The 22357-nt window shown below is 67.8% G+C and carries 23 protein-coding genes; 14 read left to right on the top strand and 9 right to left on the bottom strand.

Features of this window, described 5'->3' with window-relative positions; genetic code table 11:
* Window positions 1–15 precede the first annotated feature (15 nt).
* Both G369_RS0120615 and G369_RS0120620 read right to left on the bottom strand, forming a co-directional pair.
* Window positions 16–492: a peroxiredoxin gene (locus G369_RS0120615; protein ID WP_019655927.1), complete on the bottom strand. Its 477-nt coding sequence runs from the start codon at window positions 490–492 to the stop codon at window positions 16–18.
* A gap of 149 nt (window positions 493–641) precedes the next feature.
* Entirely contained in the window at window positions 642–1025 is a 384-nt protein-coding gene (locus tag G369_RS0120620) for an Mth938-like domain-containing protein (RefSeq protein ID WP_019655928.1), read from the bottom strand.
* A gap of 109 nt (window positions 1026–1134) precedes the next feature.
* Between G369_RS0120620 and G369_RS0120625 the strand changes: the two genes are divergently transcribed.
* From G369_RS0120625 to G369_RS0120660, 8 genes are read left to right on the top strand one after another with little or no spacing between them, the layout of a single operon-like run.
* The gene (locus tag G369_RS0120625; RefSeq protein ID WP_019655929.1) at window positions 1135–2367 is read left to right on the top strand and encodes a pyridoxal phosphate-dependent aminotransferase; all 1233 of its coding nucleotides are present in this window, start codon (window positions 1135–1137) and stop codon (window positions 2365–2367) included.
* Window positions 2364–3413 carry a DUF1176 domain-containing protein gene (locus G369_RS0120630; RefSeq protein ID WP_019655930.1) on the top strand — a complete coding sequence of 350 codons (1050 nt, stop codon included), beginning with the start codon at window positions 2364–2366 and terminating at the stop codon, window positions 3411–3413. The genes G369_RS0120625 and G369_RS0120630 overlap by 4 nt, the downstream gene beginning before the upstream one ends.
* Before the next feature lie 23 nt (window positions 3414–3436).
* Window positions 3437–4759, top strand: a complete 1323-nt coding sequence (locus tag G369_RS0120635) for a homoserine dehydrogenase (protein ID WP_019655931.1) — start codon at window positions 3437–3439, stop codon at window positions 4757–4759.
* A 29-nt stretch (window positions 4760–4788) separates the two neighbouring features.
* A complete protein-coding gene (locus G369_RS0120640) occupies window positions 4789–5103 on the top strand; it encodes a hypothetical protein (protein ID WP_019655932.1) in 315 nt (104 codons plus the stop codon).
* Window positions 5104–5112: 9 nt separating this feature from the next.
* Complete coding sequence (thrC, locus tag G369_RS0120645) at window positions 5113–6528, top strand: threonine synthase (RefSeq protein ID WP_019655933.1); 1416 nt, start codon at window positions 5113–5115, stop codon at window positions 6526–6528.
* An 18-nt stretch (window positions 6529–6546) separates the two neighbouring features.
* Window positions 6547–7092, top strand: a complete 546-nt coding sequence (mobB, locus tag G369_RS0120650; RefSeq protein WP_019655934.1) for a molybdopterin-guanine dinucleotide biosynthesis protein B — start codon at window positions 6547–6549, stop codon at window positions 7090–7092.
* Window positions 7085–8371, top strand: coding sequence for a molybdopterin molybdotransferase MoeA (locus G369_RS0120655; protein ID WP_020723189.1), 1287 nt, complete (start codon window positions 7085–7087; stop codon window positions 8369–8371). Before mobB ends, G369_RS0120655 begins: the two co-directional genes overlap by 8 nt.
* Window positions 8372–8376: 5 nt before the next feature.
* Entirely contained in the window at window positions 8377–8628 is a 252-nt protein-coding gene (locus G369_RS0120660; RefSeq protein WP_019655936.1) for a MoaD/ThiS family protein, read from the top strand.
* Here the strand turns inward: G369_RS0120660 and dapA are convergent.
* On the bottom strand, window positions 8615–9511 hold the full coding sequence (gene dapA, locus G369_RS0120665) for a 4-hydroxy-tetrahydrodipicolinate synthase (protein WP_019655937.1): 897 nt from the start codon (window positions 9509–9511) through the stop codon (window positions 8615–8617). The genes G369_RS0120660 and dapA overlap by 14 nt on opposite strands.
* Window positions 9512–9778: 267 nt before the next feature.
* Here dapA and G369_RS0120670 point away from each other — a divergent pair, with 267 nt between their 5' ends.
* Window positions 9779–10339, top strand: a complete 561-nt coding sequence (locus tag G369_RS0120670; protein ID WP_019655938.1) for a molybdenum cofactor biosynthesis protein MoaE — start codon at window positions 9779–9781, stop codon at window positions 10337–10339.
* 43 nt (window positions 10340–10382) lie between these two features.
* On the opposite strand, the gene G369_RS0120675 is transcribed toward G369_RS0120670, so the two are convergent.
* Window positions 10383–11378, bottom strand: coding sequence for a Bug family tripartite tricarboxylate transporter substrate binding protein (locus tag G369_RS0120675; RefSeq protein ID WP_026346523.1), 996 nt, complete (start codon window positions 11376–11378; stop codon window positions 10383–10385).
* 141 nt (window positions 11379–11519) lie between these two features.
* Between G369_RS0120675 and clpB the strand changes: the two genes are divergently transcribed.
* From clpB to arfB, 4 genes are all read left to right on the top strand, one after another.
* Window positions 11520–14141 (top strand): ATP-dependent chaperone ClpB, encoded by a 2622-nt coding sequence (clpB, locus tag G369_RS0120680; protein ID WP_019655940.1) that lies wholly within the window; start codon window positions 11520–11522, stop codon window positions 14139–14141.
* A gap of 9 nt (window positions 14142–14150) precedes the next feature.
* The gene (locus G369_RS0120685; RefSeq protein WP_240650075.1) at window positions 14151–14495 is read left to right on the top strand and encodes a hypothetical protein; all 345 of its coding nucleotides are present in this window, start codon (window positions 14151–14153) and stop codon (window positions 14493–14495) included.
* A gap of 123 nt (window positions 14496–14618) precedes the next feature.
* Window positions 14619–15803: an acetyl-CoA C-acyltransferase family protein gene (locus tag G369_RS0120690; protein ID WP_019655942.1), complete on the top strand. Its 1185-nt coding sequence runs from the start codon at window positions 14619–14621 to the stop codon at window positions 15801–15803.
* 5 nt (window positions 15804–15808) lie between these two features.
* Entirely contained in the window at window positions 15809–16216 is a 408-nt protein-coding gene (arfB, locus tag G369_RS0120695) for an alternative ribosome rescue aminoacyl-tRNA hydrolase ArfB (RefSeq protein ID WP_019655943.1), read from the top strand.
* On the opposite strand, the gene G369_RS0120700 is transcribed toward arfB, so the two are convergent.
* Window positions 16185–16718, bottom strand: a complete 534-nt coding sequence (locus G369_RS0120700; protein WP_019655944.1) for a DUF2306 domain-containing protein — start codon at window positions 16716–16718, stop codon at window positions 16185–16187. The two genes, arfB and G369_RS0120700, sit on opposite strands and share 32 nt — an antisense overlap.
* A 125-nt stretch (window positions 16719–16843) precedes the next feature.
* Here G369_RS0120700 and G369_RS0120705 point away from each other — a divergent pair, with 125 nt between their 5' ends.
* Window positions 16844–17425, top strand: a complete 582-nt coding sequence (locus G369_RS0120705) for a DUF3299 domain-containing protein (protein ID WP_019655945.1) — start codon at window positions 16844–16846, stop codon at window positions 17423–17425.
* Between the two features lie 10 nt (window positions 17426–17435).
* Here the strand turns inward: G369_RS0120705 and G369_RS0120710 are convergent, their stop codons facing one another.
* From G369_RS0120710 to G369_RS0120725, 4 genes are all read right to left on the bottom strand, one after another.
* Complete coding sequence (locus tag G369_RS0120710) at window positions 17436–18323, bottom strand: LysR substrate-binding domain-containing protein (RefSeq protein ID WP_019655946.1); 888 nt, start codon at window positions 18321–18323, stop codon at window positions 17436–17438.
* 16 nt (window positions 18324–18339) lie between these two features.
* Window positions 18340–20058 carry a SulP family inorganic anion transporter gene (locus G369_RS0120715; RefSeq protein ID WP_019655947.1) on the bottom strand — a complete coding sequence of 573 codons (1719 nt, stop codon included), beginning with the start codon at window positions 20056–20058 and terminating at the stop codon, window positions 18340–18342.
* Window positions 20059–20228: 170 nt separating this feature from the next.
* Window positions 20229–20690, bottom strand: coding sequence for a DUF2501 domain-containing protein (locus G369_RS0120720; RefSeq protein ID WP_026346524.1), 462 nt, complete (start codon window positions 20688–20690; stop codon window positions 20229–20231).
* A 194-nt stretch (window positions 20691–20884) separates the two neighbouring features.
* Window positions 20885–22255: a M20/M25/M40 family metallo-hydrolase gene (locus tag G369_RS0120725; protein ID WP_019655949.1), complete on the bottom strand. Its 1371-nt coding sequence runs from the start codon at window positions 22253–22255 to the stop codon at window positions 20885–20887.
* Between the last annotated feature and the right edge of the window lie 102 nt (window positions 22256–22357).

Consider the following 22357-nt stretch of genomic DNA (forward strand, 5'->3'; position numbering starts at 1 on the left):
CCGGAAGGCGGGCGCTCAGGCGGCCTTCTTCAGGGCCTTGACGGCCTTGAGCACGTCGTCGACATGGCCAGGGACCTTGAGGCCGCGCCATTCGGCCTTCAGGATGCCATCGGCCCCGATCAGGAAGGTGCTGCGCTCGATGCCCTTGACCTTCTTGCCGTACATGATCTTGTTCTTGACCACGCCGAACATGTGGCACATCTTTTCTTCGGTGTCGGCGATGAGCTCGAAGGGCAGCTCGAGCTTGGCCTTGAACTCGTCGTGCGACTTCATGTTGTCGCGGGACACGCCGAAGACGGTGGCGCCGGCTTTCTCGAAATCCTTGTAGCGGTCGCGGAACTGCATCGCTTCGGTGGTGCAGCCCGGGGTGTTATCTTTCGGGTAAAAATACATGACCAGCACGTGGCCGAGATGCGAGGTATTCGAGACCTTGATGCCGCCCGTGGCGTTGGCGTCGAATTCAGGAATGGGTTTGTTGACAACGATCGCCATGAAACTTGTTTTCTCCGTTAGATTCCGTTCCTGAGCCCTCTCGCCCCGTTTCATACCGGGCTTGCTCAAGGAATGGAGGATTGGTCGTTGCTAACTTTGGGGTAGCCGGCCTGTTCGCAACCCGGTATTTTACCCCGAAAACACCCCCATCAGGCACCCGCGGGGCTCTCCACGAGGAGGGCGGCGATCACGTGCCGGCCTTCTCCGGCCAGGATGTTGTAGGTTCGGCAGGCTGCCGCGGTGTCCATGGTCTCCACGCCGGTGCGCTGGGCCATCAGCGGCTTCAGCCAGACGGGCTGGGGGAAGCGGATCCGGTTGCCGCTGCCGAAGATGATCAATTCGGCGCCCAGCGAGGCCAGTTGCGCGAAATGTTCGGGGCCGATCTGGTCGAAGCTCGAACAATTCCATTCGAAGCGCTCGCCGCGCGACCCGACCACCACGCTGCCCTCGACTTTTTCGTTGTTGATCGCCACCCAGCCGGGACCGTGTGCGGTAAGAGACTGAGCGTCGGATTTGTCGGGCTGGAGCTTCATCTGGGCACTGGGAACTGTGGTCAAATTATAGGTTTTCCCTAGTGCCAAGGGGCCCGCAAGGGCCTTTGATTCCGCGTAAGCATTCCAACCCCGCGCCCGGGAGGGCCCTTTGAAGCAGCTCAAGAAATCGGCCAAGCTGGCCAACGTCCTCTACGACATCCGCGGCCCCATCATGGACGCCGCCAAGCAGATGGAAGAGGACGGCCAGAAGATCATCAAGCTCAACATCGGCAACCTGGCCGTGTTCGGTTTCGATGCTCCCGAGGAAATCCAGCAGGACATGATCCGCAACCTGCCGACCTCGGCGGGATATTCGGACAGCAAGGGCGTCTTCGCGGCACGCAAGGCGGTGATGCACGAGACCCAGAAGCAGGGCATCGCCGGCGTCACCCTCGACGACATCTACCTCGGCAACGGCGCCAGCGAGCTGATCGCCATGTCCACGAACGCGCTGCTCAACGACGGCGACGAGCTGCTGCTGCCGGCGCCCGACTACCCGCTGTGGACCGCGTCCACCAGCCTCTCGGGCGGCACGCCGGTGCACTACCTGTGCGACGAGGCCAACGGCTGGATGCCCGACCTCGACGACATCCGCGCCAAGATCACGCCCCGCACCAAGGGCATCGTGGTCATCAACCCGAACAACCCGACCGGCGCGCTGTACTCCGACGAGCTGCTGAAGAGCATCGTCGACATCGCGCGCGAGCACGGCCTCGTGATCTTCGCCGACGAGGTCTACGACAAGGTGCTCTACGACGGCGCGAAGCACACGGCCATCGCCAGCCTGTCGACCGACGTGCTCACGCTCACCTTCAATTCGCTCTCCAAGAGCTACCGCTCGTGCGGCTACCGCGCAGGCTGGCTCGTGGTATCGGGCGACAAGCGCAGCGCGCAGGACTACATCGAGGGCCTGAACATGCTCTCGAACATGCGCCTGTGCGCCAACGTGCCGGGCCAGTGGGCCATCCAGACGGCATTGGGCGGCTACCAGAGCATCAACGACCTCGTGTGCGAGGGCGGCCGCCTGCGCCGCCAGCGCGACCTGGCCTACGAGCTGATCACCGCCATCCCGGGCGTGAGCTGCGTCAAGCCGACCGCTGCGCTGTACATGTTCCCCAAGCTCGATCCGGAGGTCTATCCGATCGAGGACGACCGCCAGTTCTTCCTCGAGCTGCTGAAGGAAACCCGCGTGATGCTGGTGCAGGGCACCGGCTTCAACTGGGCCACGCCCGACCACTTCCGCATCGTGTTCCTGCCCCACGAGGACGACCTGCGCGAGGCCATCAACCGCATCGCGAAGTTCCTGGAGCAGTATCGCTTGCGCCGCAAGTCGCGCCAATGAACTCCGCCCGCATCGCTGCCGCCGCGGCGCCGTCGTTCGCCGCGCTTTCCGCGGCCGCTGCCGGAACTGCCGCCAAGGAGGGCGTCTCGTTCTCGCACAACGACTGGGAACTGGCCTGCGACAACACCCGCACCTGCCGCGCCGCCGGCTACCAGGTGGAGAGCGGGAGCGCATTGGAGCCGGTGTCGATGCTCATCACCCGCCGTGCGGGCCCCGGCACCCCCATCGAGATCGACCTGCAGACCGGCGGGCAGGAGGAGCCCAAGGGCTCGGTGCGCTTCAAGGTCGGCAAGGCCACCCTGTCGGGCCTCAAGGACAGCGCCTTCAGTCTCGACGAGGCCCAGATCCGCACCGTGCTGCCCGAACTGCTCAAGGGCGACGACGCCTCGCTCACGGACAGCGGCGGGCACAAGTGGGTTCTCTCGCTGGCCGGCCTCAACGCCGTGCTGCTGAAGATGGACGAGGTCCAGGGCCGCGTCGGCACGCCGGGCGCGCTCGTGCGCCGCGGCAGCAAGCCCGAATCCTCGGTGCTGCCGCCGGTGCAGGCACCCGTCGTGAACGCGGTGTTGCCGACGAGGGCCCGCCCGGGCGACGACGCCCTGGCCGCGCGCATCTTCCCGTCGCTGAAGTCGGATCCGTCTGCCGACGACTGCAACAACCACGACGAGTTCAACGCCAAGTCGCTGACCGTCTCGCGCCTGACCGAGCGCAAGGTGTTGCTGTCCTTCGGCTGCGGCATGGGCGCCTACAACTACACCAGCGTGCTCTGGATCGCCAACGACAAGCCGCCCTATGCACCCGTAGCCATCGAGGCCAACGGCGACTTCGACGAGAAAAACGCCAGCGTCACTTCCTCGATGAAGGGCCGCGGCATCGGCGACTGCTGGTCGAGCCAGACCTGGCATTTCGACGGCAAGGGCTTCGTTCTCACCGGCCACACCTACGACGGCATGTGCCGCGGCTTCCCCGGCGGCGCCTGGAGCCTGCAGCGCTATGTCTCGCAGGTGAAACTCTCCGAGCCGTCCGCCACCCCATCCAAACCCTGAACGCCATGAGTGCGACTCTCCCAATGAAACCCATCCAAGTAGGCCTGCTCGGCGCAGGCACGGTCGGCAGCGGCACCTTCAAGGTGCTCAAGCGCAACCAGGAAGAAATCAAGCGCCGCGCCGGCCGCGGCATCGAGATCGCCATGGTGGCCGACCTCGACACCGCCCGCGCGCGCGAAGTGGCAGGCGAGGGCGTGAAGGTGGTCAGCGATGCGCGCGAAGTCATCGCCAATCCCGAGATCGACATCGTCATCGAGCTCATCGGCGGCTACGGCATCGCGAAGCAGCTCGTGCTCGAGGCCATCGCGGCCGGCAAGCACGTGGTCACGGCCAACAAGGCGCTGCTGGCCGTGCACGGCACCGAGATCTTCGCCGCCGCGCACGCCAGGGGCGTGATGGTGGCCTTCGAGGCCGCGGTGGCCGGGGGCATCCCGATCATCAAGGCGCTGCGCGAAGGCCTCACGGCCAACAGCATCCAGTGGCTGGCCGGCATCATCAACGGCACCACCAACTTCATCCTCTCGGAAATGCGCGACAAGGGCCTGGACTTCGCGACCGTGCTCAAGGAAGCGCAGCGCCTGGGCTACGCCGAAGCCGATCCGACCTTCGACATCGAAGGCGTGGACGCCGGCCACAAGGTCACGCTGATGAGCGCGCTGGCCTTCGGCATCCCCGTGCAGTTCGACAAGGCCCACATCGAGGGCATCACCAAGCTGGCCGCGCAGGACATCAAGTACGCCGAGCAGCTCGGCTACCGCATCAAGCTGCTGGGCGTGACCAAGCGCACGGCCAAGGGCATCGAGCTGCGCGTGCACCCCTCGCTGGTGCCGTCGAAGCGCCTGCTGGCGAATGTCGAAGGCGCGATGAACGCGGTGGTGGTGCATGGCGACGCGGTCGGCACCACTCTCTACTACGGCAAGGGCGCCGGCAGCGAGCCGACCGCCAGTGCGGTGATCGCCGACCTGGTCGACATCACCCGCCTGCACACGGCCGATGCCGCACACCGTGTGCCGCACCTGGCCTTCCACCCCGACGCGCTGAGCGACCTGCAGGTGCTGCCGATGTCGGAGGTCGTCACCAGCTACTACCTGCGCCTGCGCGTGGCCGACCAGGCCGGCGTGCTCGCCAAGGTGACGGGCCTGCTCGCCACTGCCGGCATCAGCATCGACGCCGTGCTGCAGCGCGAAGCCGACGAAGTCGGCGGCGAGGGCTCCACGCAGACCGACCTGATCATCCTCACGCACGACGCGCGCGAAGGCACCGTCAACGACGTGCTGGCCGAGCTGCAGGCGCTGCCGACCGTGCTGGAGCCGATCGTGCGCATCCGCAAGGAAGAACTGTCCTGAGCATCTGATCGCCGCCATGGAACGCCGCCGTGCCCACGCTGATTGCCACCTTCGCGCTGGTCGGGTTGCTCCGCTTCGCGCACGTGGAAATGCCGCGCTGGCACCTGGCGTTCTGGTTCGCGGTGCTGGTCGTGCTGGCCTTGTTCGCCAGCCTCGGCTGGCGGCAGCTCATGCTCAACGGCGCGGGCAGCTTTCTCGCGGCATGGGCGTATTTCTCGGCGCTCGAGGCGACCGACAACGTCGAATACCGCGTCCCGCACTACTTCATTCTTTTCTTCGGCATGCTGGCGCTGATCGGCTCGCGCTTCTGGCTTGATCTGCGCCACTATGGAATTGGCCTCTAGGAACATCCCGTGAACTACCTGAGCACCCGCGGCCACCCCGACCGCAAGCGCTTCTGCGAAATCCTGCTCGAAGGCCTCGCGCCCGACGGCGGCCTCTACCTGCCCGAGCAATACCCGCAGATCGACACCGCCACGCTCGCGAAGTGGCGCAAGCTGCCGTATGCCGAGCTGGCCTTCGAGATCCTCTCGCTCTACATCGACGACATTCCGCCGGCCGACCTGAAGGCGATCTGCGCGAAGACCTACACGGCCGAAGTGTTCGGCACCGACGAGATCGTGCCGCTGCGCGAGCTGGAAGACGGCGTGTACCTCGAGGCCCTGTCCAACGGCCCCACGCTGGCCTTCAAGGACATGGCGATGCAGCTGCTGGGCAACCTGTTCGAGTACGAGCTGGCCCGCCGCGGCGCCGAGCTCAACATCCTTGGCGCCACCAGCGGCGACACCGGCAGCGCAGCCGAGTACGCCATGCGCGGCAAGAAGGGCGTGCGCGTCTTCATGACCTCGCCCGACGGCCGCATGAGCCCGTTCCAGCAGGCGCAGATGTTCAGCCTGCAGGACGCGAACATCCACAACATCGCCATCACCGGCGTGTTCGACGACTGCCAGGACATCGTCAAGGCCGTGTCGAACGACCTGGCCTTCAAGCGCAAGTACCGCATCGGGACGGTCAACTCGATCAACTGGGCGCGGCTGCTGGCTCAGGTCGTCTACTACTTCGCGGGCTACTTCCAGGCCACGGCAAGCAACGACAAGCCGGTGAGCTTCACCGTGCCCTCGGGCAACTTCGGCAACGTCTGCGCGGGCCACGTGGCGCGCATGATGGGCCTGCCGATCCACACGCTGGTGGTCGCCACCAACGAGAACGACGTGCTCGACGAGTTCTTCCGCACCGGCGTGTACCGCGTGCGCGGCGCGGTCGACACGCACGAGACCTCCAGCCCGTCGATGGACATCAGCAAGGCCAGCAACTTCGAGCGCTTCGTGTTCGACCTGGTCGGGCGCGATCCGGCCAGGCTGCGCAAGCTCTTCGTGGACGACCTGGGCCTGAACGGCAGCTTCGACCTGAGCGCCGATCCCGCATTCGCGCAGGCCGCCGGGCGCTTCGGCTTCCGCAGCGGCCGCAGCACGCACGCCGATCGCCTGGCCACCATCCGCGACACCGACAAGCGCTTCGCGACGCTGGTCGATCCGCACACCGCCGACGGCCTCAAGGCCGCGCGCGAGCAGCTCACCCCCGGCGTGCCGATGGTGGTGCTCGAGACCGCGCTGCCCATCAAGTTCGCGGCCACGCTGGTCGAGGCGCTGGGCGAGCAGCCTGCGCGTCCTAAGAAGTTCGAGGGCATCGAGGCGCTGCCCAAGCGCGTCGTCAAGCTGCCGGCCGACGCGGAAGCCGTGAAGGCGTACATCGCCGAGCACTGTGATTAGCCAAGGGCGAGGCTGGGCATGAAGGTCGTCGGTTTCGCCGGCTACTCGGGCGCGGGCAAGACCACGCTGCTCGAGCGCCTCATTCCCGCGCTCAAGCGGCTCGGCCAGCGGGTCTCGGTGGTCAAGCACGCGCACCACAAGTTCGACATCGACCATCCGGGCAAGGACACCTACCGCCACCGCGAGGCGGGCGCCTTCGAGGTGGTCGTCGCCTCCGACAGGCGGCTTGCCGTGATGCGCGAGTTCGAGGCGCCCGTGGAGCTCAGCGTGCACCAGCTGCTGGCCGAGGTGCACCCGGTGGCCGACTGGGTGCTGGTCGAGGGCTTCCGGCACAGCGACGTGCTGAAGATCGAGATCTGGCGCGAGCCTGCGGCGGGTGAAGCGGTGCGGCCCGTGCTGTACCCGAACGACCCCTTCGTCGTCGCCGTGGCCACCGATGCCCCGGCCGGCCTGCCGTCGCCCACCGAGCGGCCGCTCTTCGACCTCAACGACGCCGAGGCCATTGCGAAGTGGCTGGTCGACAGCGGTGAGCGCTTCGAATACAACCCCGATCACCATGGCTGATTCACCCGTTCCCTTCGCCGCTTCGTCTTCGCGTCCGCCGCTGATGCCTCTCGACGAGGCGATCGCGACGCTGCTCGCGAGAGCGTTGCCGGTGCTGCCCTCCGAGAGCGTCGGTACCTTCGACGCCGACGGCCGCGTGCTGGCGCAGGACCTCGTCTCCGGCCTCACCGTGCCGCCGCGCGACAACAGTGCGATGGACGGCTACGCCGTGCGCGTTGCCGACTGCGCCGCGCCCGGCGCCGAGCTGAAGGTGGCGCAGCGCATTCCCGCCGGCACCGTCGGCACGCCGCTCGTGCCCGGCACCGCGGCGCGCATCTTCACCGGCGCGCAGATTCCCGAGGGCGCCGACGCCGTCGTGATGCAGGAAGACACGACGGCCACGCCGCAGGAAGGCAGCCTCGGCTCGGTGCGCATCGCCATCGTGCCTGCGGCCGGCCAGTGGATCCGCCGCGCGGGCGAGGACGTGGCCTCCGGCGACGTGGTGCTCAGGAAGGGCGAGCGCCTCGGGCCTGCGGCGCTCGGCCTTGCCGCGAGCGTCGGCTTCGACCGCCTGCAGGTCGCGCGCAAGCCACGCGTGGCGATGCTCTCCACCGGCGATGAACTGGTGATGCCCGGCGAGGTCGCGCCCGACGCGATGAAGCCAGGCGCCATCTACAACTCCAACCGCTTCTTCATGCGGGCTCTGCTGCATCGGCTGGGCTGCGAGGTGAACGACCTGGGCATCGTGCCCGACAACCGCGAAGCCACCGTCGTCGCGCTGCGCGACGCGGCCGAGGCGAGCGACCTGATCATCACGACCGGCGGCGTCTCCGTCGGCGAGGAAGACCACATCCGCGCCGCGCTGCAGTCGCTGGGCGAACTGCAGCTGTGGTCGCTGTCGATGAAGCCGGGCAAGCCCTTCGCCTATGGCTCCATCGCACGCAGCAGCGGGCAGGGCGCCTGCCACGTGACGGGGCTGCCGGGCAATCCGGTGTCGAGCTTCCTGACCTTCCTGATGCTGGTGCGACCCTTCCTGCTGACGCTGCAGGGCGCCACGCGCGTTGCGCCCGAGTCGGTGAAGATGCGCGCCGATTTCGACTGGCCGCGCGCCGACAAGCGCCGCGAGTTCCTGCGCGCACGGCGCAACGCGGCCGGCGGCCTTGACCTGTTCGGCAACCAGAGCTCGGGCGTGCTCACCTCGATGGTCTGGGGCGACGGCGTGGTCGACAACCCGGCCGGCGGAACGATCAAGTCGGGCGACGTCGTCGACTTCATTCCCTTCGAATCGCTGCTGGGTTGAGCCACATGAAAGTCCAGGTCCGTTATTTCGCTTCGGTGCGCGAGGCGCTTTCCAGCAGCGGCGAAGCCCTCGAGACGCGAGCCGAGACGCTTTCCGCCCTGCGCGACGAGCTCATCGCCAGGGGCGGCGCCTACGCCACCGCGCTGGCGCGCGGCAAGGCTGTCCGCATGGCGCTCGACCATGTCATGAGCGACGAAGCCGCCGCCCTTCGGGAAGGCTGCGAGGTCGCCTTCTTCCCGCCCGTCACGGGCGGCTGAGGCGGGCGTCCAGCTCGACCAGGCGTTCGCGCAGGCCGCCGGAGGCCCGGGTCATCGGCGAGCGCAGTTCGTCGGCCATCTCGCCCTTGTGCGCCAGCAGCGCCTTCAATGGGCCCGGGTTGGGTTCGGCGAACAGCATTTCCACCAGCGGTTGCAGCGGCTGCCACTCGGCGCGAGCCTCTGCCAGGCGGTTTTCCGCGAGCAGGCGCACCAGGCGCACGAAACGGGCGGTCTGCACGTTGCCGCTGGCCGCGATGGCGCCGGCGCCGCCCTCGGCCATGGTGCCGAAGATCTGGTGGTCCTCGCCCGTCAGTACCTGAAGCCGGCCGTCGGCGATCACCGCGCGCGTCTTGACCATGTCGCCGCCGCAGTCCTTGATGCCGCGGATGCGGGGGTGTGCGGCCAGCGCCAGCAGCGTCTCGCGCGTGATGGTGACGCCGGTGCGGTAGGGAATGTCATAGACCAGCACGGGCACCGAACTGGCGTCGGCGATGGCGCGGAACCATTCGAGCAGGCCGGCCTGCGAGGGGCGGACGTAGTGCGGCGCGGCCACCAGCAGGCCTGCGATCGGGCGCTCCGAGAGCCTGCGCGCCCAGGCCGTGGCCTTGCCGAGGTGATAGCCCGAAATACCCATGACGACCGGCAGGCCGCCGGCCGATGCCAGCACGGTGTCGAGCACGGCCAGCTGCTCGGTTTCGTCCAGCGCGGCCGCTTCGCCGGTGGAGCCGCAGGGCACGAAACCCGTCACGCCTTCGTCGGCGAGGCGCCGGACCAGCGCGGCGAGGGCGGTGTGGTCGACCGCGCCGTCGCGGAACGGGGTGACGAGGGCCACCCAGAAGCCGGAAAAGTCAGGGGTGGTGGGGCTTGGTTGTTGTTGAGGCACGCGGGCTTCCTTTCAGGAATCGACCGATGGAAAGAACCATCGCCCGATGCGCGCGCAACCCGGTAGGGGCCAAAGCCTTTGGCGGATTCCGTCGCTCATCCGACGACGGAACCTCGGCTCCGGTCAGACGAGCTTTGGTTTTTTGGCTTTGTCGTTGCTGCTGCATTGGCCCACGCGGCGGCCTTCTGGGTGCGATGGCACCGGGAAGAGCGTGGGCGTGGCAAGGCAGGGCATCGCCACAGTCTATCGCGATGCCACAATTCGGACATGAGCGTTGCCCGTGTTTCGATCCAGACGAACGATTTCGACCTCTCGCGGGAAGTCGCCGCGTTGCGTGCCGGCGACAAACGCGTCGGTGCCGTCTGCAGCTTCATAGGCACCGTTCGAGACAGGAACAGTGCCACCACGCTCGGCACTGGCGTGTCCTCGCTGCCCCCCGGGGGGACTCTTTCGCCTCGGGGCGGCCCGGCGGCGACAGACGACGGCAACACCATCACGTCGATGGAGCTGGAGCACTATCCCGGCATGACCGAGAAGGCCATCGAAGCCATGATCGACGAGGCCCACCGCCGCTTCGACATCCTGGGGGCACGCGTGATCCACCGCGTCGGCCTGTTGCAGCCCGAAGACCAGATCATGATGGTGGCGGTGGTCTCGGCCCACCGCGGCCAGAGCTTCCAGGCCTGCGAGTTCCTGATGGACTACCTCAAGACCCAGGCCCCCTTCTGGAAGAAGGAGCAGACGCCCGAAGGCGCCCGCTGGGTCGATGCGCGCGTGTCCGACGACGCGGCGCTGGCGCGCTGGGGTATCAGCGCCCCTAACGCCTGATTCGCCTCTTGTTCCCTCTCCCGAGGTGAGAGGGAGCGAAGCCTTACAGCGGCTTGAAGCCGCTCGACTGGATGATCTTTTCCCAGGCCTGCGTGTACGTGCGAACGCGGCCCGCGAACTGGCCCTGCGGCTCGTAGCCCACCGTCAGGCCCATCGTCGTGAGCTTCTGTTTCACGTCGGGCATGGCCAGCACCTTCTGCAGCGCATCGCCGTACTTGTCGATGATCGGCTGCGGCGTGCCCACCGGCGCGAAGATGCCGTAGTAGGGCAGATCGTCCAGGTTCGAGAAGCCCAGCTCGCTGAAGGTCGGCACGTTCGGGATCACCGCCTGCCGCTTGGAGCCGATGGAAGCCACGATGCGCAGCTTGCCGGCCTTGTGGTTCTCGATGAAGTCCGGCACCGAGGCGATGCCCGCGGTGATCTGGTTGCCCAGCATGTCTGCCGTCATGGGCGCGCTGCCGCGGTAGGGGGCGGGCTGCACGTCGATCTTGTACTTGTCGGAAATCATCTTGACCAGGAACTCGGGGATCGAGGCCGGCGCCGGGATGCCAATGGTTTCCTTGCCGCCATTCTGGGTGCGGACCCATTTCACGTATTCGTCGAGGCTCTTGGCCGGCGTGCCGCCCGAGACGGCCAGCACGTTGGCGAAGGTCGCGAAGCCGGCCACGGGCACGAAGTCGGTGGCGGGGTTGAAGCCCGGGTTCTTCACCACCTGGGGCAGGATCGAGATGGTGTGGTCGTGCGATAGGAACAGCGTGTGGCCGTCGGCCGGGGAGGACTTCAGCACCGTCGCGGCGATCTGGCCGCCCGCGCCGGCGCGGTTCTCGACCACCACCGGCACGCCCAGCACGTCCTTGAGCTTTTCACCCAGCGTGCGTGCGATCGCGTCGGTGCCGGCGCCAGCGGGGAAGCCCACGAGCAGGCGCACGGGCGTACCGCTTTGCGCCTGCGCAAGGCTGCCAAGCCCCGCTGCGGCCATAAAGAGACCCACGCTGATCGCCCGGCGCACCGGTTGAACGCGCCGCGTTGAAAAAACCATGATCGACTCCATTCGAGAGAGAGAAATGCCTACGGGCGGAAGAGGACGGATCCTGTGCAATACCCGTGCCCAGGGCACTGGATGGATCGGCAACCTTGAATCGTGCCCGAACAGCCCTATTTTGGATGCAGGAATACCACCATGCGACAAGACAAACTCACCACCAAATTTCAGGAAGCGCTGGGCGACGCACAGTCGCTGGCGCTGGGCAATGACAACGCCTACATCGAGCCGGCCCACCTGCTGCTCGCGATGCTGCGCCAGGACGACGGCCCGCGCGCCCTGCTGGAGCGGGCGGGTGTCAACATCCCGGGCCTGACGCAGGCGGCCGAGGCCGCCATCAAGAAGCTGCCTCAGGTGCAGGGTCACGACATCGTGCAGGTCGGCCCCGAGCTCGGCAAGCTGCTGCAGGCCACGGAGAAGGAAGCCATCAAGCGCAATGACCAGTTCATTGCCGGCGAACTCTTCCTGCTGGCGCTGGCCGACAGCAAGGCCGACATCGGCAAGATCGCCAGGGAGAACGGCCTGGGCCGCAAGTCCCTCGAGGCGGCCATCGACGCGGTGCGCGGCGGGCAGGGCGTGAACAGCGCCGATGCCGAAGGCCAGCGCGAAGCCCTCAAGAAATACACCCTCGACCTCACCGAGCGCGCCCGGCTGGGCAAGCTCGACCCCGTCATCGGCCGCGACGAGGAAATCCGCCGCGCCATCCAGGTGCTGCAGCGCCGCACCAAGAACAACCCCGTGCTCATCGGCGAACCCGGCGTGGGCAAGACCGCCATCGTCGAAGGCCTGGCGCAGCGCATCGTCTCGGGCGAAGTGCCCGACTCGCTCAAGGGCAAGCGCGTGCTGTCGCTCGACATGGCGGCGCTGCTGGCGGGCGCCAAGTTCCGCGGCGAATTCGAGGAGCGCCTGAAGAGCGTCCTGAACGAGCTCGCCAAGGACGAGGGCCAGACCATCGTCTTCATCGACGAGCTCCACACCATGGTCGGCGCCGGCAAGGCCGAGGGCGCCATGGACGCGGGCAACATGCTCAAGCCGGCGCTCGCGCGCGGCGAGCTGCACTGCGTGGGCGCCACCACGCTCGACGAGTACCGCAAGTACATCGAGAAGGACGCCGCGCTCGAGCGCCGCTTCCAGAAGATCATCGTGGGCGAGCCCAGCGTGGAGGCGACCATCGCCATCCTGCGCGGCCTGCAGGAGAAGTACGAGGTGCACCACGGCGTGCAGATCACCGACCCGGCCATCGTGGCCGCGGCCGAATTGAGTGACCGCTACATCACCGACCGCTTCCTGCCCGACAAGGCCATCGACCTGATCGACGAGGCCGCGGCCAAGATCAAGATCGAGATGGACTCCAAGCCCGAGGTCATGGACCGGCTCGACCGCCGCCTGATCCAGCTGCAGATCGAACGAGAGGCCGTGCGCCGCGAGAAGGACGAGGCCTCGCAGAAGCGCCTGGGCCTGATCGAGGGCGAGATCGAGAAGCTGCAGAAGGAGATCGCCGACTACGACGAGATCTGGCAGGCCGAGAAGGCCCAGGCCCAGGGCAGCGCGCAGGTGCGCGAGGACGTGGACAAGATCAAGTTCCAGATCGAGGAATGGAAGCGCAAGGGCGACTTCAACAAGGTCGCCGAGCTCCAGTACGGCCAGCTGCCTGCGCTCGAGAAGCGCCTGAAGGAGGCCGAGGCCAGCGAGGCGAACAAGGGCAAGTCCAGCGCCCCCACGCTGCTGCGCACCCAGGTCGGCGCCGAAGAGATCGCCGAAGTGGTGGCGCGCGCCACGGGCATTCCGGTCGCCAAGCTGATGCAGGGCGAGCGCGACAAGCTGCTGCTGATGGAAGATAAGCTGCACGAGCGCGTGGTGGGCCAGGACGAGGCCATCGGCGCGGTCGCGAATGCGATCCGCCGCTCGCGCTCGGGCCTGTCCGATCCGAACCGCCCGACCGGCTCGTTCCTGTTCCTCGGCCCCACGGGCGTGGGCAAGACCGAGCTGTGCAAGGCGCTCGCGGGCTTCCTGTTCGACAGCGAAGACCACCTGATCCGCATCGACATGAGCGAGTTCATGGAGAAGCATTCGGTCGCCCGCCTGATCGGCGCGCCGCCGGGCTACGTGGGCTACGAGGAGGGCGGCTACCTCACGGAAGCCGTGCGCCGCAAGCCCTACAGCGTGGTGCTGCTCGACGAGGTCGAGAAGGCCCACCCCGACGTGTTCAACGTGCTGCTGCAGGTGCTGGACGATGGCCGCCTGACCGACGGCCAGGGCCGCACCGTGGACTTCAAGAACACCGTGATCGTGATGACGAGCAACATCGGCTCGCCCATCATCCAGTCGATGGTGGGCAAGCCCTCGGAAGAGATCAAGGAAGCGGTGTGGGACGAGCTGAAGAACTACTTCCGCCCCGAGTTCCTGAACCGCATCGACGAGACGGTCGTGTTCCACGCGCTCGACGCGAAGAACATCGAGTCGATCGCCGCGATCCAGCTGAAGGTGCTGCAGGCGCGTCTCGCGAAGATGGACCTGGGCCTGGAGGTGTCGCCCGCGGCGCTGGCGGAGATCGCCAAGGTCGGTTTCGATCCGGTGTTCGGTGCACGGCCGCTGAAGCGCGCGATCCAGCAGCGCATCGAGAACCCGCTGTCGAAGCTGCTGCTGGACGGCAGCTTCGGGCCGAAGGACACGATCGAGGTCACGACCGACCCGATCCTGTCGCCGGGGCAGTTCTCCTTCCGCAAGGCGGGGGAACCAACGGCGGCTGCTTCGGCCTAAAGTCGGATGATGAACTTCGTAATACGCGTCATTCTTCTGCTCCTGGGGCTGGTCTTCGCGGCCAGCCTGGCTGTCGCGGTCATGCTGCTGGCGGCCGTCTGGGGCGTTCGCTACGCCTGGGGGCGCCTCACGGGCAAGCCCGTGACGCCCTGGATGGCTTCCATGGGCGGGCGCTTCAATCCCCGCTCGGGCTTCGATCGATTTCGCAATGCGGCACAGCAGTCCGGCCCCTCGGCTGCCGATGTGGCCAACGCTCGCGCCCGTGGTGAATCGGTGGAGCGCCCGGTGCGCATCCGCGGCAGCGCCAGCGACGTGACCGACGTTTCGCCCAAGTCGGTCTCGCCGCGCGGCTGACAGCGCCGCTCGCCGGCTATTCCCGGCGCGACAGCCTCTCGCGCCGTTCGCCGTCAGAATCGTCCTCCTGGAGCCGCGGCTCGCCAGCCGCGGCTTTCCGCTTTCATCCAGGAGAGACATTCCATGACTTCGCGCGACATCTTCGTGGTCGGCACCGCCCGCACCGCCATCGGCACCTTCGGCGGCTCGCTGAAGGACGTGCCCAACACCCAGCTTGCCACCACCGCCGTCAAGGCCGCCATCGAGCGCAGCGGCGTCGCGGCCGATGCGATCGGCCATGTGGTCATGGGCAACGTGATCCCCACCGACGTCAAGGACGCCTACCTGAGCCGCGTGGCGGCCATCGACGCGGGCTGTCCCATCGAGACGCCGGCCTTCAACGTCAACCGCCTCTGCGGCTCGGGCCTGCAGGCCATCGTGTCGGCCGCGCAGGCCATCGCGCTGGGCGACTGCGACATCGCCATCGGCGGCGGCTCGGAGTCGATGAGCCGCGGCCCCTATTTCGACACCGCCGCGCGTTACGGCGCACGCATGGGCGACGTGCAGCTCGTCGACTACATGCTCGGCATCCTCCACGACCCGTGGGAGAAGATCCACATGGGCATCACCGCCGAAAACGTGGCCGCGCGCTACGGTATCTCGCGCGAGCAGCAGGACGAGCTGGCGGTGCTCAGCCAGCAGCGCGCGGCGGCCGCCATCGCGGCGGGCCGCTTCAAGGAGCAGATCGTTCCTGTCGAGGTGAAGACGCGCAAGGGCGTGGTGCTGTTCGACACCGACGAACATGTGCGCGCCGACACCACGGTCGAGACGCTTTCCAAGATGAAGCCTGCGTTCAAGAAGGACGGTCTCGTCACCGCCGGCAACGCCTCGGGTATCAACGACGGCGCGGCTGCCGTGGTGCTGGCCGAGGGCGGCCGCGTGAAGGCGCTGGGCCTGAAGCCGTTGGCGCGCCTCGTGGGCTATGCGCACGCCGGCGTCGAGCCCGCGTACATGGGCATCGGCCCGGTGCCTGCCACGCGCAAGGTGCTGGAGCGCACCGGCCTGAAGGTGGGCGACCTCGATGTGATCGAGTCGAACGAAGCCTTCGCGGCGCAGGCCTGCGCGGTCATCAAGGAGCTGGGCTTCGACCCGGCCAAGGTGAATCCGAACGGTTCGGGCATTTCGCTGGGCCACCCGGTGGGCGCGACGGGCGCGATCATCACGACGAAGGCGATCGCCGAGCTGCAGCGCGTGCAGGGGCGCTATGCGCTGGTCACGATGTGCATCGGCGGCGGGCAGGGCATCGCGGCCATCTTCGAGCGGGTCTGAGCGGAATGCTGCGCCCGGCCGTCCTGATCGACCCCGACGAGGTCGACTTCAGCGCCATCAGGGCGCAGGGCGCGGGCGGGCAGAACGTCAACAAGGTGTCGAGCGCGGTGCACCTGCGCTACGACATCCATGCGAGCTCGCTGCCCGCCGACGTGAAGGAGCGGCTGCTCGCGCTGCGCGACAGCCGCATCACGCAGGAGGGCGTTTTCGTGCTCAAGGCGCAGCAGCACCGTACGCAGGAGATGAACCGTGCCGACGCGCTCGCGCGGCTGCAGGCGGTGGTCGACGGCGTGGCCGTCGCGCCGCGCGTGCGGCGGGCGACCAAGCCCACCTACGGTTCGAAGCAGCGCAGGCTCGAAGGCAAGAGCCAGCGCTCGCAGATCAAGAGCCTGCGCGGGCCGGTTCGGGACTGAGCGTTCCCCCGCCGCCGCGCAGCCGGCGGATCTGCAGGCCGACGCCGACCAGGTACAGCACGAGCAGCACGCCGGTGATCGCCTTGAGTTGCGGCGCATCGGCATTCGGCAGCAGCGGTGCGCCCAGCGGCAGGCGCGTGAGCGTTTCGGTGAAGGCCGGGATCCAGTGGAACAGGAAGCTCGCCGAGAAGGCGATCGCCTCGACGTAGCGTGCCCATTTGCCGAACAGCACACCCCGGCCCGCGAGCGCCCCCACCGCCAGGGCAGCGAGCGTGATGATGCCCAGCGCATGCGGCTTGCCGAAGCCGCCGTGCTGGAAGATGCCGAAGCCCGTGAGGCAGGTCAGCACGGTGGTCCACACGAAGAGCCGGCCGAGGCCGGTGCGCATGGTGATCTCCTTGTAGCGGAACAGGGCCAGCAGCCCTGCGACGACGGCGATCAGGCTGATCGCGGTGTGAACGGTGCCCAGGGACGTCAGTCCCAGCCATCCTGTCGGTGCCATGCGGACCTCCTCGTGTCGTGGTGCGGCATTCTGGCGCTTTGCAACAAATTTGTGCAATCTGGGACGAATCGAGTGCAAAGGCCCTGCTCTACGGCTTGAAACGCATGCCGATCACAATCGCACTCATGAGAAGGCCCTTATCGCGCGCCGTGCTGGCCGCGTTCCTGCTGGCTCCGGCAGCGGCGCTGCTGGGCGGATGCGGCCCGGGAGCGGCAGCGCAACCGGACGCCGGCACCGCCGCAGCCCCCGAACTCAAGTGGGAAGAACTGATCCCCAAGAGCTGGGACCCGACCAAGCGCTACCGCAACATCAGCCTCGAAGCCCTGCGCGACAACGATCCCCGCGCCATCCAGATGCTCGACGAGATGCGCGCCGTCTGGGACAACGCGCCCGTCAACGTGGACCTCGACGGCAAGCCGGGCAAGCTCGCCGGCTTCGTCGTGCCGCTGGACAACACGCAGGAGGGCATCCGCGAGTTCCTGCTGGTGCCGTACTTCGGCGCCTGCATCCACACGCCGCCGCCGCCGGCCAACCAGATCGTGCACGTGGTCGCGGCCTCGGTCGTGAAGGGGCTGCATGCGATGGACACCGTGTACGTCAGCGGCACGGTGAAGGCCGCGCGCTACTCGTCGGCGGACATGGGCGTGAGCGGCTACGAGATCAAGTCGGCTACGGTCGAGCGCTTCGTGCCGAAGCAGCCGCAATGAGCGGCCACGCTCAGCTGCCCATTCGCTGCGACAGGAAATCCAGGAACGAGGTGATGCGCGCCGAAAGCTGCGTGTTGCGGTAGTACACGGCGTTCACCGGCTGGCGCACGTCGGCCGTCTCCTTCGTCAGCACCTGCACCAGCGCGCCATTGGCGCGGTCGATGCCCGTCATGAAGTCCGACAGGCAGACGATGCCCACGCCCGCCAGCGCGAGCTGGCGCAGCGTTTCGCCGCTGGACGCCACCAGCGAGGGCGCGATGTTCCATTCGTCGCCGTGCACGCCGCGCAGCGGCCAGCGGTTCAGCGACTCTGGCTGGGTGAAGCCCAGCAGCGTGTGATCGGCCAGGTCGGCGACCTTGCGCGGCTTGCCGTGCGCCTCGAGGTACGCGGGGCTCGCAAGCACGCGCAGCCGGTGCGTGCCGAGCGGTCGCGCATGCAGGGTGGAGTCGCGCAGCGGGCCGATGCGGATCGCCACGTCGGTGCGGCGCTCCAGCAGGTCGATGGGCAGGTCGTCGGTGTCGAGCTCCAGGCTGATCTGCGGATAGAGCCGGCGGAACTCCGGCACCAGCGGCACGATGGCGTGCAGCATGAACGGCGAGGCCGCATTCACGCGCAGGCGGCCGGCGGGCTGCTCGCGGCGCGCGGCCATGTGTTCCTCGGCGTCGTCGATGGCATCGAGGATCGCGCGCGTGCGCTGCAGGAAGGCAGCGCCTTCCTCCGTGAGTTCGAGCCTGCGCGTGGTGCGGCGAAGCAGCGTGGTGTCGAGCTTCTGCTCGAGCCGGCTCAGCGCGCGGCTGATGCCCGAGACGGTCTGGGAGAGCTGCTCCGACGCGGCGGTGATCGAGCCCGTGTCCACCACCGTGCGAAACGCGACGAGTTCTTCGATGGTGGTCTTCATGGGCGCTGGCGCCTCCTCAGGCGGTGGCTTCCTGCTGCGCGGGCACTTCGACGCGCGGCATCAGTGCCGCCAGCGCCTCACCGTCGGTGCGGTAGCTGAACAGCATCGGCCCCGGTGCCAGCAGGCCGGCGCTTTCGAGCACCTGCATCGCGGGCAGCTTCATGCCGCTCAGATGCAGGCGGATGCCCTTCGATTCCATCATCCGGCGGATCGAGCCGAACACCTCGGCGCCGGTGATGTCGATGCGGTTGATCGGCTGCGCGAACAGGCACACGTCGGTGAGGTGGGGCCGCTCGGCCAGTGCCACGGTAAGCGCACGCTCGAGCGTGGAGGCGGATGCGAAGTCGAGCTCGGCGTCCATGCGCAGCGCATAGAGGTTCGGCGCCAGCGGCGGCAGCTTCCAGAGGTTGCGGTCGCGCAGGCTGCCGTCGGGATGCAGGCCCACCTCGATGATGCGCGGGTGCAGGTGCCGGTACATGTAGTGCGCCAGCGCGGCCAGCAGGCCGCCGAGCACGCCCCAGTAGATGCTCGGCGCGGTCGCGATGGTCAACACGAAGGTACCGAAGGCGATGCCCGCCTCGATGCGCGAGATGCGCCACAGCGCGGTGAAGCTCGCCGGTTTCACAAGCCCGAGGATGGCCGTGACCACCACCGCCGCCAGCACCGCCTGCGGCACGTGATAGAGCAGCGGCATCAGCCACAGCAGCGCGCCGGCCACCACGACCACGCTGAAGAGCGTCGCCCAGCCGGTCTGCGCGCCTGCATACAGCGTGATGGCCGAGCGCGAGAACGACGAGCTGGTAGGGAACGCGCCCGTGAAGCCCGAAGCCAGCTTGGCCAGTCCCTGGCCGATCAGGTCCTGGTTTTCGTTCCAGAGCGTGCCGGCGCGTGCGTTGTCGACCTTGGCGCTTGAAGCTGTTTCGAGAAAGCTCACCAGCGTGATCATCAGCGCCGGCAGCACCAGTGCGCTGAAGGTGCTCAGCGGCAGCAGCCCCGGCCAGTAGAACGAAGGCAGGCCCGAGGGCAGCGTGCCCACCACCGCGCCGCCGCGCAGCGCGTAGTCGGCCAGCCAGCTGATGGCGGCCGCGCCGGCCACCAGTGCCATCGTGGTCGGAAAACGCGGCAGCAGCCGCTTGCCCAGCCACAGCACCGCGATGCTGCCCAGCCCGAAAGCGATGGCCACGAGGTCGGGCAGCGGCCCGCCCTGCAGCACCTGCGGAATCGTTCGCCCAGTGAAGCCCAGCAGCGCCGGCAGCTGCGAGATGGCGATCAGCACCGCCGCGCCCTGCGTGAAGCCGATGAGCACCGGCGAGTTCACCAGCCGCAGCAGCCAGCCGAAGCGCCCCGCGCCCAGCACGATCTGGATCGTGCCCGACATCAGCGTGAGCCACACCGCCATCGCCACCCACTCGGCACTGCCCGCGACCGCCAGCGGCGCGAGCGATGCGCCGACCAGCAGGCTGGTGAGTGCCGTCGGCCCCACCGACAGCCGCTGCGAGGAACTGAACATCACCGCGATCAGCGCCGGGAACAGCGCCGCATACACGCCGGTGACCAGCGGCATGCCCGCCAGCGCCGCATAGGCCACGCCCTGCGGAATGACCATCAGCGCCACGGTGATGCCGGCCATCGCCTCGTTGCGCAGCAGCGCGGCGGAAGGGCGGGGCCAGGCGAGGCACGGAACCCAGCGGGACAGGCGCTGGCGCAAGGAAGGAGAGGTGGTAGCCGGATTCATGGATGACGGATGGCGCCCGCAACGACGCTGGAATTTTCCGCGGGCGCAGAGAGCTTACGCCGCCGCTCGGGCAGGGCCGTTGAACCGGCCTCGCCGGGCCGCCGGCATTGCCGCCGGCGAAGGGGCGTGCGAAGCGACACGCAGTGCGCGAAGCATGGGGGATGAAGAGCCTAGATCAACGATGTCGCGTTCTTGAGCACGTAGTCGCAGGCCTTTTCCTTGACCTTCGACGACAGGCCCTTGAGGTTCAGCGACTTGCCGTCGCCGCCCTGCAGCAGGCCCTTGGCGCCGCTGGCGAAGCCGGTCTCCTGCTTCTTCTGGCCGGTGATCTTGGCGAGCAGCTTGTCCTTCACCGAGGCCGCGTCGCCGCCCAGGTAGTTGTTCTTCACGCAGTACTGCAGCACGCCGGCCGCGTTGCCGATGGTGCTGGAGCCGACGGCGGGCATCTTGAAGCCGAGGCTGCTGCCCAGGTTGCCGAGCGCCGATCCGCCCGAGCTGCCGGTGCCGCCCTGCGCGTTGGCGCTGGCGGCTTCGCCGGCCTTTTCCTTCAATTGGTCGAGCAGGTTGTTGGCCTGCGCCGAGGCGCCTGCGGCGAGCAGCGCCAGGGCGATGAGGGTTGAACGGGCATGCATGTCGTCCTCCTGTCGGTACGCGTGGTGGAAAGCGGGCACCAGCATAACGGAGAGTCCATGGGTGCAGCCCTGGAGGCGCTCGCACCTGTCCCCTTCGTGAAACACCGCAGAACCGGCTTTGCCGGGCTGCAGGCGTTGCCCCCCGGCAGGGGGGTGGCGCAGCGACGCGGAGTGCGCGAAGCCTGGGGGCGAGCCTAGTTCTTGCGGGGCGGGCGCTTTTCGAGCAACGGCGCGCTGGTGCCCTGCACGCCGACCAGGCCGAGCACCGTCACCAGCGAGTTCTGCGCGCCCTTCCAGCCGTCGGTCACGTCGATCCACTCCGACAGCGCGTGGAAGCCGCCGGTCTTGCCGCCGCCGCCGATGATGATGGCCGGGATGCCCAGCGACATCGGCACGTTGGCGTCGGTGCTTGCGCCGGTCAGCAGCGTCTTGTGGCCGAAGGCGGCGTTCGAGCGCGTGGCGGCCTCGACGATCACCGTATCCGACTGCGTGCGGCCGCCCGGACGGTCGCCGATGAGCTTGGTGCTCACGCTCAGCGTGTTGACGTTCCAGCGCTTGTTCTCCTCGGCCACGGCTTCGTCGATGGCCGCGAGGATCTTCTTCTCGGTCTCGAGCAGCGGCGCCATGTCGTCCGAGCGAATGTCGACCGCCATGCGCGCATCCGGCGCGATGGTGTTCACCGAGGTGCCGCCGCCGACCGTGCCCACCGTGAAAGTCGTCTTCGGAAAGCTCGGCGTGCGGATGTCGGCGATCTTCGCGATGGCGCGGCCCATGCCGTGGATCGCGCTGGGCACCTGGCCGAAGGCGCCGTAGCTGTGGCCGCCCGGGCCCTTGAAGCTCACCTCGTAGCGATGGCTGCCGGTGCCCAGCATCAGCACCGTGCCGTCGGGTGCGGGCTCCAGGCCGACCATGCCGTCGATGTCGAGGTTGTCGCGGAAGATGGCTTTCATGCCGCGCAGGTTGCCCAACTCTTCCTCGCCCACGTTGCCGACGAACAGCAGGTCGCCCACGGTCTGGATCTTGTTGTCGTTCAGCACCTTGAGCCACGACAGCAGCACCGACAGGCCGCGCGTGTCGTCGGAGATGCCGGGTGCGTAGAGCTTGCCGTCGCGCTCCTTCACCTTCACGTCGGTGCCGGCGGGGAACACGGTGTCGAGGTGGGCCGAGATCAGCAGCTTGGGCCCGTTGCCCGTGCCCTTGCGCAAACCGACCACATTGCCTTCGGCGTCGATCTTCGCGTCGGAGAGGCCCAGCGCCTTCATGCGCGCGAGGAAGGCTTCGGCGCGCTTCTGTTCCTTGAACGGCGGGGCTTCGATCTCGGTGAGCATCTTCAGGTCTTCGACCGAGCGGTCGTGGTCGGCCTTGACCGCGTCCAGCAGTTTCTGGATGGCGGGCGCGGCCATCAGCTGGGTGTAGGCCTTGTCCACTTCCGGCCGCACCTGCGCGGGCGGGGCCGCGACGCTGCCGCCCTGGGCGTGAGCGAAGCCGGCGGCGGCCGAGGCCAGGGCGAGGACGAGTGGGGCGAGGCGAAGCGAAACGGAACGAGGTGACGCGGTGCGGGGCATGGTGCGGAGGTGTCCTTGTTGTTGGAGCGGGCCAGGTCGAGGTCGGCGCCGCCGGTGCAACGCCGTCGTCAGCGATTCTTATGGCTGTGTTAGGCGTGCGCT

The sequence above is a fragment of the Variovorax atrisoli 110B genome (assembly GCF_000382045.1).
GTDB classification, from domain to species: Bacteria; Pseudomonadota; Gammaproteobacteria; order Burkholderiales; family Burkholderiaceae_C; genus Variovorax; species Variovorax atrisoli.

What these genes read in the sequence shown, in the direction of transcription:
- G369_RS0120720 (WP_026346524.1), bottom strand. Translation starts at nt 20,690, where the DNA reads ATGCATGCCCGTTCAACCCTCATCGCCCTGGCGCTGCTCGCCGCAGGC.
- G369_RS0120655 (WP_020723189.1), top strand. Translation starts at nt 7,085, where the DNA reads ATGGCTGATTCACCCGTTCCCTTCGCCGCTTCGTCTTCGCGTCCGCCG.
- G369_RS0120615 (WP_019655927.1), bottom strand. Translation starts at nt 492, where the DNA reads ATGGCGATCGTTGTCAACAAACCCATTCCTGAATTCGACGCCAACGCC.
- mobB (WP_019655934.1), top strand. Translation starts at nt 6,547, where the DNA reads ATGAAGGTCGTCGGTTTCGCCGGCTACTCGGGCGCGGGCAAGACCACG.
- G369_RS0120635 (WP_019655931.1), top strand. Translation starts at nt 3,437, where the DNA reads ATGAAACCCATCCAAGTAGGCCTGCTCGGCGCAGGCACGGTCGGCAGC.
- clpB (WP_019655940.1), top strand. Translation starts at nt 11,520, where the DNA reads ATGCGACAAGACAAACTCACCACCAAATTTCAGGAAGCGCTGGGCGAC.
- G369_RS0120715 (WP_019655947.1), bottom strand. Translation starts at nt 20,058, where the DNA reads ATGAATCCGGCTACCACCTCTCCTTCCTTGCGCCAGCGCCTGTCCCGC.
- G369_RS0120620 (WP_019655928.1), bottom strand. Translation starts at nt 1,025, where the DNA reads ATGAAGCTCCAGCCCGACAAATCCGACGCTCAGTCTCTTACCGCACAC.
- G369_RS0120710 (WP_019655946.1), bottom strand. Translation starts at nt 18,323, where the DNA reads ATGAAGACCACCATCGAAGAACTCGTCGCGTTTCGCACGGTGGTGGAC.
- G369_RS0120675 (WP_026346523.1), bottom strand. Translation starts at nt 11,378, where the DNA reads ATGGTTTTTTCAACGCGGCGCGTTCAACCGGTGCGCCGGGCGATCAGC.
- G369_RS0120700 (WP_019655944.1), bottom strand. Translation starts at nt 16,718, where the DNA reads ATGGCACCGACAGGATGGCTGGGACTGACGTCCCTGGGCACCGTTCAC.
- G369_RS0120705 (WP_019655945.1), top strand. Translation starts at nt 16,844, where the DNA reads ATGAGAAGGCCCTTATCGCGCGCCGTGCTGGCCGCGTTCCTGCTGGCT.
- G369_RS0120685 (WP_240650075.1), top strand. Translation starts at nt 14,151, where the DNA reads ATGAACTTCGTAATACGCGTCATTCTTCTGCTCCTGGGGCTGGTCTTC.
- G369_RS0120690 (WP_019655942.1), top strand. Translation starts at nt 14,619, where the DNA reads ATGACTTCGCGCGACATCTTCGTGGTCGGCACCGCCCGCACCGCCATC.
- G369_RS0120725 (WP_019655949.1), bottom strand. Translation starts at nt 22,255, where the DNA reads ATGCCCCGCACCGCGTCACCTCGTTCCGTTTCGCTTCGCCTCGCCCCA.
- G369_RS0120670 (WP_019655938.1), top strand. Translation starts at nt 9,779, where the DNA reads ATGAGCGTTGCCCGTGTTTCGATCCAGACGAACGATTTCGACCTCTCG.
- G369_RS0120630 (WP_019655930.1), top strand. Translation starts at nt 2,364, where the DNA reads ATGAACTCCGCCCGCATCGCTGCCGCCGCGGCGCCGTCGTTCGCCGCG.
- G369_RS0120660 (WP_019655936.1), top strand. Translation starts at nt 8,377, where the DNA reads ATGAAAGTCCAGGTCCGTTATTTCGCTTCGGTGCGCGAGGCGCTTTCC.
- arfB (WP_019655943.1), top strand. Translation starts at nt 15,809, where the DNA reads ATGCTGCGCCCGGCCGTCCTGATCGACCCCGACGAGGTCGACTTCAGC.